A 14,536-nucleotide genomic window follows, 5' to 3' on the forward strand; every position below is an offset into this window, starting at 1 on the left:
CGCTCCGATCAGGCATATTCTCACGAATAAGTTCTAAATACGAATATTTGTTCGTTATACGAACAAATGGCCGATGTATTTGATTGGGAGGAGACCGCAATGATCGACAAACTGCGTTCCAGCGTGCTTGATGCGCTGGCCGATATCCACGATGGCGCCACCGTCATGATTGGCGGCTTTGGCGGCGCGGGCCAGCCGGCCGAGCTGATCGACGGTTTGATCGCCCAGGGCGCGCGCGAACTCGTCATCGTCAACAACAATGCGGGCAATGGCGACACGGGCCTGGCTGCCCTGCTGAAAAACGGGCAGGTGCGCAAGATCATCTGCTCGTTCCCCCGCCAGGCCGATTCCCACGTCTTCGACGCGCTGTACCGCGCGGGCAAGCTGGAGCTGGAGCTGGTGCCACAGGGCAACCTGGCCGAGCGCATCCGCGCCGCCGGCGCCGGCATCGGCGGCTTTTTCACGCCCACCGGTTATGGCACGGACTTGGCCAAGGGCAAGGAAACGCGTGAGATCGATGGCCGCATGTATGTGTTCGAGTCGCCGATCCACGCCGATTTCGCGCTGATCAAGGCGGAGCAGGGCGACCGCTGGGGCAACCTGACTTATCGCAAGACGGCGCGCAACTTCGGCCCGATCATGGCCATGGCCGCCAAGGTCAGCATTGCTTCCGTGCATGAAGTTGCTGAACTGGGCAGCATCGATCCCGAGCACGTCATCACGCCGGGCCTGTTCGTGCAGCGCATCGTGCAAGTGCCGCGCACGGCCACCGGCCCCGCCGGCTTCAAAGCTGCCTGAGGAGTATCAAGTGAACAAATGGAATCGAGACCAAATGGCGGCCCGCGTGGCGGCCGACATCCATGAAGGCAGTGTCGTCAACCTCGGTATCGGCTTGCCGACCCTGGTGGCGAACCACTTGCCGGCTGGCGCGGACATCATCCTGCACAGCGAAAACGGCGTGATCGGCATGGGCCCCGCGCCCGCGCCCGGCGAGGAAGACTACGACCTGATCAATGCGGGCAAGCAGCCCGTCACCCTGCTGCCCGGCGGCAGCTATTTTCACCATGCCGACAGCTTCGCCATGATGCGCGGCGGCCACCTCGACATCTGCGTGCTGGGCGCGTTTCAAGTATCCGCCACGGGCGACCTGGCCAACTGGCACACGGGCGCGCCGGACGCCATTCCCGCCGTGGGCGGGGCCATGGACCTGGCCATCGGCGCGAAAAAAACCTGGGTCATGATGGAATTGCTGACCAAGACGGGTGAAAGCAAGCTGGTGCAGGCCTGCACCTATCCGCTCACGGGCATCGGGTGCGTCAGCCGCATCTACAGCGACCTGGCCGTGCTCGACTTGGGGCCAAATGGCGCCAAGGTCGTCGAACTGGTCGATGGCTTGAGTTTTGAACAGCTGCAAGCGTTGACGGCCGTGCCGCTGGCGGACGGACGTTAATTCAGTATCAATACGCAAACCACTTTCTTGGAGGAAAGAACATGACCCACGCTTATATCTGTGACGCCCAGCGCACGCCATTCGGCCGCTATGGCGGCGGACTCGCTGGCGTGCGCGCCGACGACCTGGGCGCCGAGCCCATCCGTGCCTTGATGGCGCGCAATCCGAACGTGGACTGGACTGCCGTCACCGACGTGCTGTACGGCTGCGCCAACCAGGCGGGCGAGGATAACCGCAACGTGGCGCGCATGGCCGCCCTGCTGGCGGGCTTGCCCGACAGCGTGCCGGGCGCCACCCTGAACCGCCTGTGCGGTTCGGGCCTGGACGCCATCGGCAGCGCCGCGCGTTTCATCAAGAGCGGCGAGGCGGGATTGATGATTGCCGGCGGCGTGGAAAGCATGAGCCGCGCGCCATTTGTCATGGGCAAGGCCGGCAGCGCCTTTTCGCGCGGCATGAAAATGGAAGACACGACCATCGGCTGGCGCTTCATCAACCCCTTGATGAAGGCGCAGTACGGCGTCGATTCGATGCCGGAAACGGCGGAAAACGTGGCCGTCGACTTTGGCATCAGCCGCGCGGACCAGGATGCGTTCGCCCTGGCCAGCCAGGTCAAGGCCCTGGCGGCGCAGCAGGCTGGCGTGTTCGACAGTGAAATCTGCCCCGTCAGCATCGCGCAAAAGAAAGGCGAGCCCGTCATCGTTGCCCGCGACGAGCATCCGCGCGCCACCACCCTGGACACCCTGGCCAAATTGAAACCCGTCGTGCGCGCGGACGGTACGATTACCGCCGGCAACGCCTCCGGCGTCAACGATGGCGCGGCGGCCCTGCTGCTGGCCGACGAGGCGAACGCGGCCCGTTTTGGCCTGACGCCGCGCGCCAGGGTCGTGGCCATGGCGACGGCCGGCGTGGCGCCGCGCATCATGGGCATCGGCCCCGCGCCCGCCACCCTGAAAGTGCTGGCCATGACGGGTTTGACCCTGGCCGACTTCGACGTCATCGAATTGAACGAAGCGTTTGCCGCCCAGGGCCTGGCCGTGCTGCGCCAGCTGGGCTTGCCCGATGACGATGCGCGCGTCAACCCGAATGGCGGCGCGATTGCCCTCGGCCACCCGCTGGGCGCCTCCGGTGCGCGCCTGGCCATGACGGCCGTCAATCAGCTGCACCGCACGGGCGGCCGCTATGCGCTCTGCACCATGTGCATCGGCGTGGGGCAGGGTATTGCGCTGGTGCTGGAACGGGTCTGATTCGACGCGCCCGCAGGCGAAAAATAGTTGCCGGCGATACGTATTAACCCGTATGTCGGGCGGCTTTTGGACCCCGATCAAGGGCGTATGATGCAAAACCAGCCCGGGCAACCGGGCTGGCGTTGGCTTTTCACACGAACAAGAAGACTGATATGACATCCCACGATACTCCGCATGACGTTGCGCAGCTGACTTCCCAGCAGCGCATCAAGGCCATCATTGGCGCTTCCTCCGGCAACCTGGTCGAATGGTTCGACTTCTACATTTACTCGTTTTGCGCGCTGTACTTTTCGCACGCGTTCTTCCCCTCCGGTAACCCGACGACGCAGCTGCTGCAGACGGCCGGCATCTTCGCCGCCGGCTTCCTCATGCGTCCCGTGGGCGGCTGGCTGTTCGGCCGCATCGCCGACAAATACGGCCGCCGCCAGTCGATGATGATTTCCGTGCTGATGATGTGCGGCGGTTCCCTGATGATCGCCGTGCTGCCGACCTATGAAACCATCGGCGCCTTCGCCCCGTTCCTGCTGCTCGTGGCACGATTGTTCCAGGGCCTGTCCGTGGGCGGCGAATACGGTACCAGCGCCACCTACATGAGCGAAGTGTCGGAATCGGGCAAGCGCGGCTTCTTCGCCTCGTTCCAGTACGTGACCCTGATCGGCGGCCAGCTGCTGGCCTTGCTGGTGCTGGTGGTCTTGCAGCAACTGCTGACCCTGGAAGAGCTGCGTGCCTGGGGCTGGCGCATCCCATTCGTGTTTGGCGCCCTGGCGGCTCTGGTGTCGCTGAACCTGCGTAAATCCCTGACGGAAACGACCACCGCCAGCGAGCGCAAGGACAAGGATGCGGGCAGCTTGCGCGGCTTGCTCAAGCACAAGCGCGCCTTCATCACGGTGCTCGGCTTTACGGCCGGCGGCTCGCTCGTGTTCTACACGTTTACCACCTACATGCAGAAATACCTGGTCAACACGGCCGGCATGGACACCAAGACGGCCAGCGCCGTCATGACCTGCGCCTTGCTGGTGTACATGATTTTGCAACCGGTATTCGGCGCCTTGTCCGACCGCATCGGCCGCCGTACCTCGATGCTGTTCTTCGGCGGCCTGGCCACCCTGTGCGTGCTGCCGATCATGCATGCCTTGAAGGACATCACCAGCCCGTACGCGGCGTTTGGCCTGATCGTCATCGCCCTGGCCATCATCAGCTTCTACACGTCGATCAGCGGCTTGATCAAGGCGGAAATGTTCCCCGTCGAAGTGCGCGCGCTGGGCGTGGGCCTGTCGTATGCGGTCGCCAACGCCATGTTCGGCGGTTCGGCCGAATATGTGGCGCTGCAATTCAAGGCCTGGCACGTGGAAGAGTATTTCTACTGGTACGTGACCATCATGTGCCTGATTTCCTTCATCGTCGCCATCCGCATGCCGGACCCGAGCCGCTCGGGCCTGCTGAAGTAACGTTGTCGTAAAATGGGGGACACTGCGGTGTCCCTTTTTCATCACCGCCTTTTTATCGTGCCGATCAGGAGTTTTCATGTCGTATGTCATTCCCGCACCGATCCAGCCCAGCGTTCCCGTCACGGGCAGTGCCGACAGCTTTCCCGTCCACCGCATCTATTGCGTGGGCCGCAACTATGTCGACCACGCCAAGGAAATGGGCCACACGGGCCGCGAGGCGCCGTTTTTCTTCATGAAACCAAACGATGCCGTGCTGCCCGTGCCTGCTGGCACGACGGGTGAACTGCCGTACCCGGCGCAGACGCAGGATTTCCAGCACGAGATGGAACTGGTGGTGGCCATCGGCAAGGGCGGCAGCGATATCGGCGTGGCCGACGCGCTGAGCCACGTGTGGGGCTATGCGATCGGCCTGGACATGACGCGCCGCGACGTGCAGGGCGCGGCGAAAAAGCAGGGCCGTCCGTGGGATACGGGCAAGGCCTTCGAGCACTCGGCGCCCATCGGTTCCATCACCCCGGCCGCGCAGGCGGGTGACATTGGCCATGCCGCCATCACCCTGCACGTGAACGGCGAGCTGCGCCAGGCGAGCACCATCGACATGCTGATCTGGAACGTGGCCGAAACCATCGCCGACCTGTCGACCTATTTCACTTTGCAGCCGGGCGATCTGATCTACACGGGCACGCCGGCCGGCGTGGCGGCCGTGCAGCGCGGGGACGAGCTGGCGGGCGCCATCGATGGCCTGGATACCTTGCGCGTGAAAGTGGTCTAAGTTCTCAAGGAGACTGACATGATGAACGACACGTATTCCGTAGCGCAACCGACGCGCGCCGAGATCGACGCCTTGACCGGGCCGGCCCTGCTGGAATTCGGCACGGGCTGGTGCGGCCACTGCCGCGCCACCCAGGCGCCGCTGGCCGCCGCGTTTGCGCAACACCCCGGGGTGTTGCATATCCGCGTGGAAGACGGCCCCGGCCGCGCGCTGGGACGCTACTTCCGGGTGAAGCTGTGGCCGACCCTGGTTTTTTTGAAGGATGGCCAGGAAGTGGCGCGCCTCGTGCGCCCGCTCGACAGCCGCGAAATTGAGCAGGCTTTTGCATTGATTGATGCGTAGGTCGGCTTAGCGCAGCGTAAGCCGACTGCTCCATCACAAATTCTTGCCGCACCGCACCACTGCGCGTATCATAAGCCGCTTACAGCAAGATCAACCGCATCCTGAGTGATGCAGCGCGATCATCGCCGGCCCGCTCCACCCGGAGGGGCCGCAGGCAAGGACTCACCACAAATGACCGATGCCGCGATGCCGACGCGCGGGTCTGGTACGGAATGCCTGGCGATACGCCGGGCCTGATACACGTCGCCCACCCCCTGACGCCTTTCCTGCCGTGCCCCGGGTAACCGGATGGCGCACGACCGTTGTTTCTCTAAATCAGCACTGATCACGGCGCGATAGCGCGCGTTGGTACACCGTTGTCTGCCGTTAACAACGGCGTGTTACGGCGTGGAATTTGTTTGTGAATTTAATAGCAAATTCGCAGCAATTACGCCCGAGCACAGCTATGATATGTGAACCGCGCGCCTAGACAACGTGCTGTGCTGCTGCCTGAAAAAACATCCAGAGAATGGCCTTTAGACACCCTCCCCAAGGAGCGCAGTAAATGAGCACCCCCCCCAAGAAAAATTCCCCCGGCACGGTGCTGTTCGCCAGCCTGATCGGCACCACCATCGAGTTCTTCGACTTCTATATCTACGCCACCGCCGCCGTGCTGGTGTTCCCGAAACTGTTCTTCCCCGCCGGCGACCCGTCTGCCGCCGTGCTGCAGTCGCTGGCCACGTTCGCCATCGCCTTCTTCGCCCGCCCCATCGGTTCGGCCGTGTTCGGCCACTTCGGCGACCGCATCGGCCGCAAGGCCACTCTCGTGGCGGCCTTGCTGACCATGGGTATCTCTACCGTCATCATCGGCTTGCTGCCGACGTATGCCGCCATCGGCACCCTGGCGCCGCTGCTGCTGGCGCTGTGCCGTTTCGGCCAGGGCCTGGGCCTGGGCGGCGAGTGGGGCGGCGCGGTGCTGCTGGCCACGGAAAACGCGCCACCGGGCAAACGCGCCTGGTACGGCATGTTCCCGCAGTTGGGCGCGCCGATCGGCTTTTTCCTGTCGGGCGGCATCTTCCTGCTGCTGAGCGAAACCATGACCGATGAGCAGTTCTTCAGCTACGGCTGGCGCATCCCGTTCCTGGCCAGCGCGCTGCTGGTCATCGTCGGCCTGTACGTGCGTCTGAAGATCACGGAAACGCCGGACTTCCAGAAAGTCATCGACAAGAACGAAGTCGTCAAACTGCCGGTCGCCACCGTGTTCCGCCAGCATGGCCGCATGCTGTTCCTGGGTACCATCATCGCCCTGGCCACCTTCGTGCTGTTCTATCTGATGACGGTGTTCGCATTGAGCTGGGGCACGACCAAACTGGGCTTCACGCGCAAGGAATTCCTTATCGTGCAGCTGTTTGCCGTGCTGTTCTTCGCCCTGACGATTCCATTCTCGGCCGTGCTGGCCGACCGCCGCGGCCGCCGTTCGACTCTGATCTGGGTCTCCGTCGCCATCGCCATCTTCGGCCTGGTGCTCGCGCCGATGTTCGGTTCGGGCGTGACCTGGGAAGTGACCGTCTTCATGGCCGTCGGCCTGGGCCTGATGGGCATGACCTACGGACCGCTGGGCACGATGTTGTCCGAGCTGTTCCCGCCCGAAGTGCGCTACACGGGCGCTTCGCTGACGTTCAACCTGGCCGGCATCCTCGGTGCCTCGCTGGCGCCGTACATCGCCACCTGGCTGGCCACCAACTACGGCTTGCAATACGTGGGCTACTACCTGTCGCTGGCGGCGGTGCTGACCCTGGGCGCGCTGCTGATGGTGGGCAAGCCACGCGCGGGCAAGGAAGCCTGGCAGTAACTGCTTGCTACACGATGGTCGAAAGCCGCCAGTTGCATAAGCTGGCGGCTTTTTTTGTGCCTACGGCGTTGCCACGTGGCCGTAGCAGGCTTTCAGTCCCGCATAGTCGTAGAAAACGCTGCCGGACGCGATGCGCGCGCCATCGCAAGCGGCCTGGAACGGCGTTTCCTTTTCGTTGTACAGCAGGCGCACGATCAGCTGTCCTGCGCCGTTGCGGTACACATCCCACTGCATGTTGGCCGCCAGCGGCGAGATGCTCTGGCCGCGCCATCGAGGGCCCGCATGGCTGTCGCTGGCCGATGCCGGCAGCGGTGCCAGCGCCTTTTTCAAACCCATGGCCGAAGCGAGCGGGATGATCATTTCGGCGTGCGTGAAGCGCAGCTTGGCCGCGTGGCGCAAATCACCGCTGGCCAGCGCATCGACTTCCTTGAAAAAATCGTCGCGCAAGGCCAGCGCGAAGCGCCAGGTCACGCCTGCGCTGGTCGTGCTGCCCGGCCCTTTCTGGTAAAAATCCTCGTGGTCCGCGATATCGGCGTAGTAGCGCGCATCCTCGGCGGGCATGTAGCGGCTGAAATCGGCCGGTACTTCATGGTGCATGCCGGCGGCGATCGCATACAGCTCATATAGTTTTGTCGCGGCCGCATTCAGGCTGCGGATGACGGTCTTGCCGCTGCCCGTCATGGTGCGCGTGAGCTGGCCGTCCGCGCTGGTGAAGCTGTAGCTGCCCGTGTCCGCATAGCTGGCGGCGCCCCGCTCGAGCTGGTCGAGGAAGGCGGGTGCGAACAGCCGCTCGAGCACGTGGCGCGCATGCGCGGCCGCCGCAGGCAGCCTGGCGGGGGCATCCATCAGTGCATGCAGCTGCTTGGTTCTCTCATAATACTGGTAGGCCTGGCTGGCGGCATAGGTGGCGTAGTACGGGGTGGCGCGATCGGCGACAAGATCCGTCCGCGGCGCCAGCTTGTGCGCGTACAGCAGGAAGCGGTTGACGCCAGCAGGCTGCAATATCGGCTGCGCCACGGGCTTGCGTCCCTGCGGGTACGGCGCCAGCGCGGGCGGCAGGTAGAGCAAGGGCGCCAGCGCGGGCGCGTGCTCGAGCAGCGACTGCGTGAAAAAACGGGCGCTGTCGCGCGCGCGGTCCACGCCGGAATCGATGGTGACGAGCTGGCGCGGCGCCGTCGCCGCGTCCTGGCCCACTTGCGCGAACAGGGCGGGCAGGCGCTCCAGCATGCGCACGGCCAGTTGGCGGTGTTCTTCGATGCCCGTCTGGGACAGATTGCCGTAGCCGGGTTTCTCGATGCCGGCCACGCCATAACCAAGCAGCGCGTTGGCCTTCATCAGGGCCAGGATGTCGGGACCCAGTTCGCGCCCCAATGGCGTGAGCGCATCCTGTGCGGCGGCCTGCTGCCACATCGCATACAGGGCCGCGTCGCTCTTCATGCCGGTCAATCCGCGCGCACCGTGGCGCGCCACCAGTTGCGTGTAGATGGGCTGAAAGCCGGCCGGTGGCGCGGCATAGGTGGCCGGGTCCTGCTGCGGCGCATATGGCGTCTTGGTCTGGTAATGGCCTTCGACGGCCAGGACGGGACTGGCGTGCAGGGCAAGGGCCAGCGCAATGCTGGACAGGGGGAGCAGTAAGGGCATGGTTTTTTCGTGGTGAATATTTCTCGTACGCCAGCCTAGCACTGAACGAAAAAAAACGGAAAAAAAGGCGGGCGCGGCTGAATGCCGGCCCGCCTGTGCTGTCAGCGCAGCGCGTCAGCCTACCACTTCGGCGTGTACTTCAGGGTCAGCTGCACGTTGCGCGGGTCGCCGAAGTGGTTATTGCCGCCCGTGTCGTTATACGACGGGATCACGTAGCGCTTGTCGAACAGGTTGTTGACGTTGACGGCCAGCGACAGCTGCGGCGTGGCTTGCCAGGCAAGGCGCGCGTTCCACAGCGAGAAGCCGGCCACGTCGAACGAGCGGCCGAAGTCCAGCGTGTGGCTTTGCATGTTCACGCCGGCGCCGACGCTGAACTTGCTCCACTCGCCAGGCAGGGTATAGCCGGACCACAGACGCAGCATGTGCTTCGGCGTCCACGTCGAGAAGACCTCGCCCTTGTTGTCCGGGTCGTCGAGGTAGGTCGTCGTCGTGTAGGCATAGCCGGCCGACAGCTGCAGGCCGCGCGCCACTTCGCCGGACACTTCCGCTTCCAGGCCCTGGCTGCGCACCTTGCCCGAGGCGCGCGAGCAGTACCAGCCGTCGCAGGCGAAACCGGCGGCGTAGTCGTTGACGGCGCGGTCCTTGTGCTCGTAGCGGAAGACGGCCAGCGAGGAGTTGACTTTGCCGTCCAGCAGTTCGCCCTTGACGCCGGCTTCATAGCTGTCGCCCGTGACCGGTTTGAGGACTCCGCCCGCCGCGTTGCGGTTCGTCTGCGGCTGGAACACGCCCGCATAGCTGGCGTAAGTGGACCATTGCGGCGTCAGCGCATACATCAGGGCCGCCGATGGCGTGAACTTGGCCGTGACCCTGGTGCTGTCCGTCGTGCCGCCCTTGGGGACATACTCGAAGTCATACCAGCTGAAACGCCCGCCCAGCAGCGCTTTCAGGTTGCTGGTCAGCTGGCCGTTCCAGGTGCCGTACAGGCCTTTCTGGCGCATGTCGTAGGTGCTGCTGGAGCTCACGCCGCGCGCGGCGATGGTGTCGAAGTCCTGCCATGGACGGTGGTGGTTGATATTGAAGATTTGCGCGCCTTGCGTCCACGCGCGCGCATAGCGGTCGTCGGAGTGGAACTTCACATAGCTGGCGCCCATGACGACTTCCTGCGCGATGCCAAGGCCATCGAATTTGCCGCGCACGAAGGCGTCGATACCGCGCTTCTGGTTCTTGAAATCGGTGGAGAAGTCGCCGTACATGGAACCGCTGCCATTGGCCTTGATGGTGCCGGCCATGCGCTGGTGGGTCGAATTGGTGCGTTCATTGACGCCCAGCGCGGCCGTCTTGAAGGTCCACCGGCTGTTGAAGTGGTGCTCGAGGTCCAGGTTGACGGTGGTCTGTTCCACCTTGCTGCGGTTCCAGTCGGCGCCCGTATAGGTCGAACGGGGCAATCCCAGTTCGCTGCCGTCGGCGTAGCGCGCCAGGCCGATGAACATCGGGCGGCCACGCCCGTTGACGTTGCTCACGGCCAGGCCCACGGTGGTGGCGGGACCGAGGTCGTAGTCGAGCGCCGCATACACGGTGCGGTTCTTGCTCCACACCTGGTCGATGAAGGAATGGCTGTCGTCTTCATCGATGATGGCGCGCCCACGCAAAGTGCCTTCCGCATTCAGCGGCGTGCTGACGTCGAGCTGCGCGCCGTAATGGTCCCACGAACCGGCGCGGCCCGTGAGCGCGACCTGGCGCGTTGCCAACGGGCGCTTGCGCACCAGGTTGACGGAGCCGCCCGGGCTGCCCGTGCCTTCGAGCAGGCTCGATGCCCCGCGCAGCACTTCCAGGCGGTCGTAGATCACCATGTTTTCCTGGCCCCAGTTACCCAGCGCGTAGGTGTTGCGGTCGATCGGCACGCCGTCGTACTGCCACTGGTCGATCTGGAAGCCGCGCGAGGTGATCACCACGCCCGCGCCCACGCCATGCACGCCCACTACGCCGGTGACGTTGTTGACGGCTTCGCGCAAGTCCGTGATGCCCTGGTCGTCCAGGCGCTGGCGCGTCAGCACGCTGACCGATTGCGGCATGTCCTTCATCGACTGCTCGCCCTTGCCGAGGGTGATCTTGCGCGCCGTGTAGGAGCCGCTGCCTTCCGTGGTGGCGCCTTGCTCGGCCTGGCCGACGATGGTAATCGAGGGCATGGTGCGCTCGGCCGCCGAGGCGGCGCTTGCCGCTGCCGTGGGCGCGGATGCCGGCGCGGCCACCAGCACATAGCCGGTCGCCGTCTTGCCGATGGCGTAGCCGCTGCCGCGCAGCAGTACGGCAAAGCCGTCGTCGATGGCGTAGCTGCCCTGCAGGCCGGCCGTCTGCAGTCCCTGTATCTTGGCTGCGTCGACGACGATGGATACGCCCGCCTGCTGCGCATAGCGGTTCAGGGCGCCTGCCAGCGGACCGGCGGGGATGGCGTAGCTGGCGGTGGCAAGGTTGGCCTGTGCCTGGGCGGCTGCCTGGACGTGCATGCCGGCGCCAGCCAGCAGCAGGGCGGCCAGCGCCAGGGGATGCAGCCGCGTGCGCAGCGCGCGCGGCGAGGAAACGGTAAGGATACGAGCGGACATGGTGACAGCCTTTTTTGATTGATCTCAACTGCCTTGACGCACGAGATGCGCAAAGTGGAACCGCGAATGCAAAAAATATTTACTTTTTGGCGGGGGCGTCCACCATCACCAGGTAGCGCGTCAGCATGCGGATACGCAGCTGGGGGAAATTGTCGATCAGCAGCTGCAGCGCCTTGTCCGTGTCGTCCAGCGGCAGCACGGCCGCCACGCGGATGCCGGCGATCTGCGCGCGGTCGTAATGCAGCTGGCCGGGACGGTGGCGGGCCAGCTCGTCGAGCACATCGGCCAGCGGCAAGTCGTCGACCACCAGCTGGTGCGCGCGCCACGCTTGCAGCACGCTGGCCGCATCGATGCTTGTCAGTGGTCCGACGCCATCGTCCGTGATGCGCGTGCGCTGGCCTGCCTGCACCACGACGGCCCGATGCTGCGGCACCTGCGCCGATACTGTCGATTCGAGCATGCTCAGGATGGTGGCGCCGTCTTCCCTGCGCACGGCAAAGCGCGTGCCCAGCGCACGGATCGCCGCCTGCTTGCTGTCGACGATGAAGGGGCGCTGCGCATCCTTGGCCACGTCGACGAGAATGTCGCCCTGCACCAGTTCCACATGCCGTTCGCCCGCATTGAAGCGCACGTTGACGGCGCTGCCGCCGGCCAGGGTCAGGCGGCTGCCATCGGTCAGGGTGTGCGTCTGCCATTGCCCCGTGGGGCTGCGCAGGTCGGCCAGCAGGTAGGCGGGGCGCTCGCCAAGGACCAGCGCACCGGTCAGCACCAGCACGGCCACGGCGCTGGCCGCGGCCAGTTGGCGCAGACGCTGGCGCTTGGGCGCGATGGCGGCCAGGGCCGCGCGCGCGGGGCGATGGTCGCCGCCGGCCGGCTCGCGCACGGCATTCAATTGACGCAGCAGGTTTTCCATGCCGGCGGCCACTGTCGCGTGCAGCGGATCGGCCGCCTTCCATGCGGCGAAGCCGGCCCGCGCCATGTCGCGCTCGGCCGGGTCGTCGGCGCTCAGTTGCACGATCCAGCGGGCGGCCTGCTCGGCGGCGATATCGTTGCGCGCGCCGCTCATGCCGCCATGGCCGGGCAGGCGTGGCGGCAGGCCAGCAAGGCTTGCACCAGGTATTTTTGCACCATGCGCGTGGAGACGTTCAATTGCGCGGCGACGGCGGCCTGCGGCTGCTCTTCCAGGTAATGCAGCAAAAAGGCGTCGCGCGCCTTGGTGGATAATCCGTCCAGCGCCGTGGCGATCTGCCCGAGCGCCTGTACGGCCATCAGGATCTCGTCCGGCGAGGGCGCGCCGGGCAGGCTGTCGGCCAGCAGGGCCAGTTCCGCCAGATAGCTGCGCTCGAGTACTTGCCGGCGCGCGCGGTCGAGCAGCAAGCGCTTCGCCGTCGTCGACAGATAGGCACGCGGTTCGCGCATGCCGAACAGCGCGTCGCGCGAGGCGATGATGCGCACGAACGTATCTTGCGCCACGTCGGCCGCGCCATGCGGACAGCTGAGTTTCTTGCGCAGCCAGCCGACCAGCCAGCCGTGATGCTCGCTGTAGAGCGACTGCACTTGCTGTTGCAGGCTGGGCTGGATGGCGGACATGGGAGATGAATATTATAAATGAGAATTATTCTCATTGTAAGCGGCAGAGGCGACTTGTCACAATCCCCGATTGCATGCGGATGGGGCAGGTGTTGCGCGCAGGCCGCATACGCGGTGCTGCCGGAAATGAAAAAACCCGCCGCTGCACGGGGCAGGGGCGGGTTCATCAGTACTGCAAATTCTTGGTGGTGATAGGTGGACTTGAACCACCGACCCCAGCATTATGAATGCTGTGCTCTAACCAACTGAGCTATATCACCAAACAGACCGGTCAGACCGGATGCTCGTTTTGACCGGGGGAAACCCGATCGATGTTCTTTGGTGGTGATAGGTGGACTTGAACCACCGACCCCAGCATTATGAATGCTGTGCTCTAACCAACTGAGCTATATCACCCAACAGCCGAGCATTATCCAGTCTTCCCATTTCCTTGTCAATGCCGACGCAAAAAAATGTGCGGTTTTTTCTGCGTGCGCATCGGTGGTGGTTACTTTAGCAATGGCTGGATTTGTGCCAGCATGGACGAGGCCGGATCAGGGCCCAGGCAGTCGATGACGATGCGTTCCGGCATTGAGCGTAGCCTAAGTCGAGCCTAGCGCTTGGCCAGTTGTTGTGTGGCGATGCTTATTTCAGCAAAGGGACAATTTGTGCCAGCATGGACGAGGCCGGATCAGCGCCCAGGCAATCGATGACGATGCGTTCCGGCATCGAGCGTAACCAGGTCAGCTGGCGTTTGGCCAGCTGGCGCGTGGCGATGATGCCCGTCTCGCGCAAGGCGGCGCGGTCGATGCGGCCATCAAGGTAGTCCCAGGCCTGGCGGTAGCCCACGCAGCGCATCGATGGCAGGCCCGGGTGCAGGTCGCCGCGCCGGCGCAGCTGCTCCACTTCATCGAGCAGGGCGTCGTTTTTCAGCATGAGGTCGAAGCGCGTGGCGATACGCGCATGCAGCACGGCGCGGTCCGACGGTTCCAGCGCGAACGATTGCAATTGAAACGGCAGCACGGTCTTTTCGCGGCGGTCCAGCAGGGCCGACATGGGCTGGCCGGACAGGGCGATGATTTCCAGCGCGCGGCCGATGCGCTGCGCGTCCTGCGGCGCCAGGCGTGCGGCCGTGACGGGGTCCTGCTGCGCCAGGCGCGCATGCATGGCGGGCCAGCCGATGGCGGCCGCGTCTTCTTCCAGCTGGGCGCGCAGCACGGGATCGGCGCCGGGCAAGTCGTCGAGGCCATCGGCCAGGCCCTTGAAGTACAACATGGTGCCGCCGACGAGCAGCGGCAGCTTGCCGCGCGCGGAAATGTCGCTTACCAGGCGCAGGGTATCGTTGCGGAACTGCGCCACGGAATAGGCGTCCAGCGGGTCGATGATGTCGATCAGATGATGCGGTACCTGGGCCAGTTCTTCCTTCGACGGCTTGGCCGTGCCGATATCCATGTCCCGGTAGACGAGGGCGGAATCGACGGAAATGATCTCGGACGGAATCGCTTGCGCGATGGCCAGCGCACTGGCCGTCTTGCCGCTGGCCGTGGGACCCATGATGGCGACGGCCAGGGGGAGGTGTGGAGTGTTTAGCATATTGATTCTTTAAGGTGATGCGTAGGTCGGATTAGCGCAGCGTAAT

The 14,536-nt window shown here is 64.5% G+C and carries 12 protein-coding genes and 2 tRNA genes; 7 read left to right on the forward strand and 7 right to left on the reverse strand.

Annotation, left to right across the window (positions count from 1 at the left end; translation table 11 throughout):
* Nucleotides 1-99: 99 nt before the first annotated feature.
* From ACQ4WO_RS01585 to ACQ4WO_RS01615, 7 genes are all read left to right on the forward strand, one after another.
* Nucleotides 100-798 (forward strand): 3-oxoacid CoA-transferase subunit A, encoded by a 699-nt coding sequence (locus ACQ4WO_RS01585; protein ID WP_436479948.1) that lies wholly within the window; start codon nt 100-102, stop codon nt 796-798.
* A gap of 10 nt (nt 799-808) precedes the next feature.
* Entirely contained in the window at nt 809-1,450 is a 642-nt protein-coding gene (locus ACQ4WO_RS01590) for a 3-oxoacid CoA-transferase subunit B (protein ID WP_436479949.1), read from the forward strand.
* 41 nt (nt 1,451-1,491) lie between these two features.
* Entirely contained in the window at nt 1,492-2,694 is a 1,203-nt protein-coding gene (gene pcaF / locus ACQ4WO_RS01595) for a 3-oxoadipyl-CoA thiolase (RefSeq protein ID WP_436479950.1), read from the forward strand.
* A 152-nt stretch (nt 2,695-2,846) separates the two neighbouring features.
* The gene (locus ACQ4WO_RS01600) at nt 2,847-4,142 is read left to right on the forward strand and encodes an MFS family transporter (protein ID WP_128141967.1); all 1,296 of its coding nucleotides are present in this window, start codon (nt 2,847-2,849) and stop codon (nt 4,140-4,142) included.
* Between the two features lie 76 nt (nt 4,143-4,218).
* Nucleotides 4,219-4,914: a fumarylacetoacetate hydrolase family protein gene (locus tag ACQ4WO_RS01605; protein WP_436479951.1), complete on the forward strand. Its 696-nt coding sequence runs from the start codon at nt 4,219-4,221 to the stop codon at nt 4,912-4,914.
* 18 nt (nt 4,915-4,932) lie between these two features.
* Nucleotides 4,933-5,256, forward strand: coding sequence for a thioredoxin family protein (locus ACQ4WO_RS01610; protein WP_436479952.1), 324 nt, complete (start codon nt 4,933-4,935; stop codon nt 5,254-5,256).
* 544 nt (nt 5,257-5,800) lie between these two features.
* The gene (locus ACQ4WO_RS01615) at nt 5,801-7,087 is read left to right on the forward strand and encodes an MFS transporter (RefSeq protein ID WP_436479953.1); all 1,287 of its coding nucleotides are present in this window, start codon (nt 5,801-5,803) and stop codon (nt 7,085-7,087) included.
* A gap of 60 nt (nt 7,088-7,147) precedes the next feature.
* Here the strand turns inward: ACQ4WO_RS01615 and ACQ4WO_RS01620 are convergent, their stop codons facing one another.
* From ACQ4WO_RS01620 to miaA, 7 genes are all read right to left on the reverse strand, one after another.
* The gene (locus tag ACQ4WO_RS01620) at nt 7,148-8,728 is read right to left on the reverse strand and encodes a histidine-type phosphatase (RefSeq protein ID WP_436479954.1); all 1,581 of its coding nucleotides are present in this window, start codon (nt 8,726-8,728) and stop codon (nt 7,148-7,150) included.
* A 119-nt stretch (nt 8,729-8,847) separates the two neighbouring features.
* On the reverse strand, nt 8,848-11,328 hold the full coding sequence (locus tag ACQ4WO_RS01625) for a TonB-dependent siderophore receptor (RefSeq protein WP_436479955.1): 2,481 nt from the start codon (nt 11,326-11,328) through the stop codon (nt 8,848-8,850).
* A 79-nt stretch (nt 11,329-11,407) separates the two neighbouring features.
* Entirely contained in the window at nt 11,408-12,394 is a 987-nt protein-coding gene (locus ACQ4WO_RS01630; RefSeq protein WP_436479956.1) for a FecR family protein, read from the reverse strand.
* Nucleotides 12,391-12,918 (reverse strand): sigma-70 family RNA polymerase sigma factor, encoded by a 528-nt coding sequence (locus ACQ4WO_RS01635; RefSeq protein ID WP_436479957.1) that lies wholly within the window; start codon nt 12,916-12,918, stop codon nt 12,391-12,393. Before ACQ4WO_RS01635 ends, ACQ4WO_RS01630 begins: the two co-directional genes overlap by 4 nt.
* A 183-nt stretch (nt 12,919-13,101) precedes the next feature.
* A tRNA-Met gene (locus ACQ4WO_RS01640) sits at nt 13,102-13,178 on the reverse strand.
* Nucleotides 13,179-13,237: 59 nt separating this feature from the next.
* A tRNA-Met gene (locus ACQ4WO_RS01645) sits at nt 13,238-13,314 on the reverse strand.
* Nucleotides 13,315-13,542: 228 nt separating this feature from the next.
* Nucleotides 13,543-14,490 carry a tRNA (adenosine(37)-N6)-dimethylallyltransferase MiaA gene (miaA, locus tag ACQ4WO_RS01650; protein ID WP_436479958.1) on the reverse strand — a complete coding sequence of 316 codons (948 nt, stop codon included), beginning with the start codon at nt 14,488-14,490 and terminating at the stop codon, nt 13,543-13,545.
* Nucleotides 14,491-14,536: the final 46 nt, after the last annotated feature.

Origin of the sequence: Janthinobacterium aestuarii (genome assembly GCF_051380835.1) — a bacterium.
Classification (GTDB): domain Bacteria; phylum Pseudomonadota; class Gammaproteobacteria; order Burkholderiales; family Burkholderiaceae_D; genus Janthinobacterium; species Janthinobacterium aestuarii.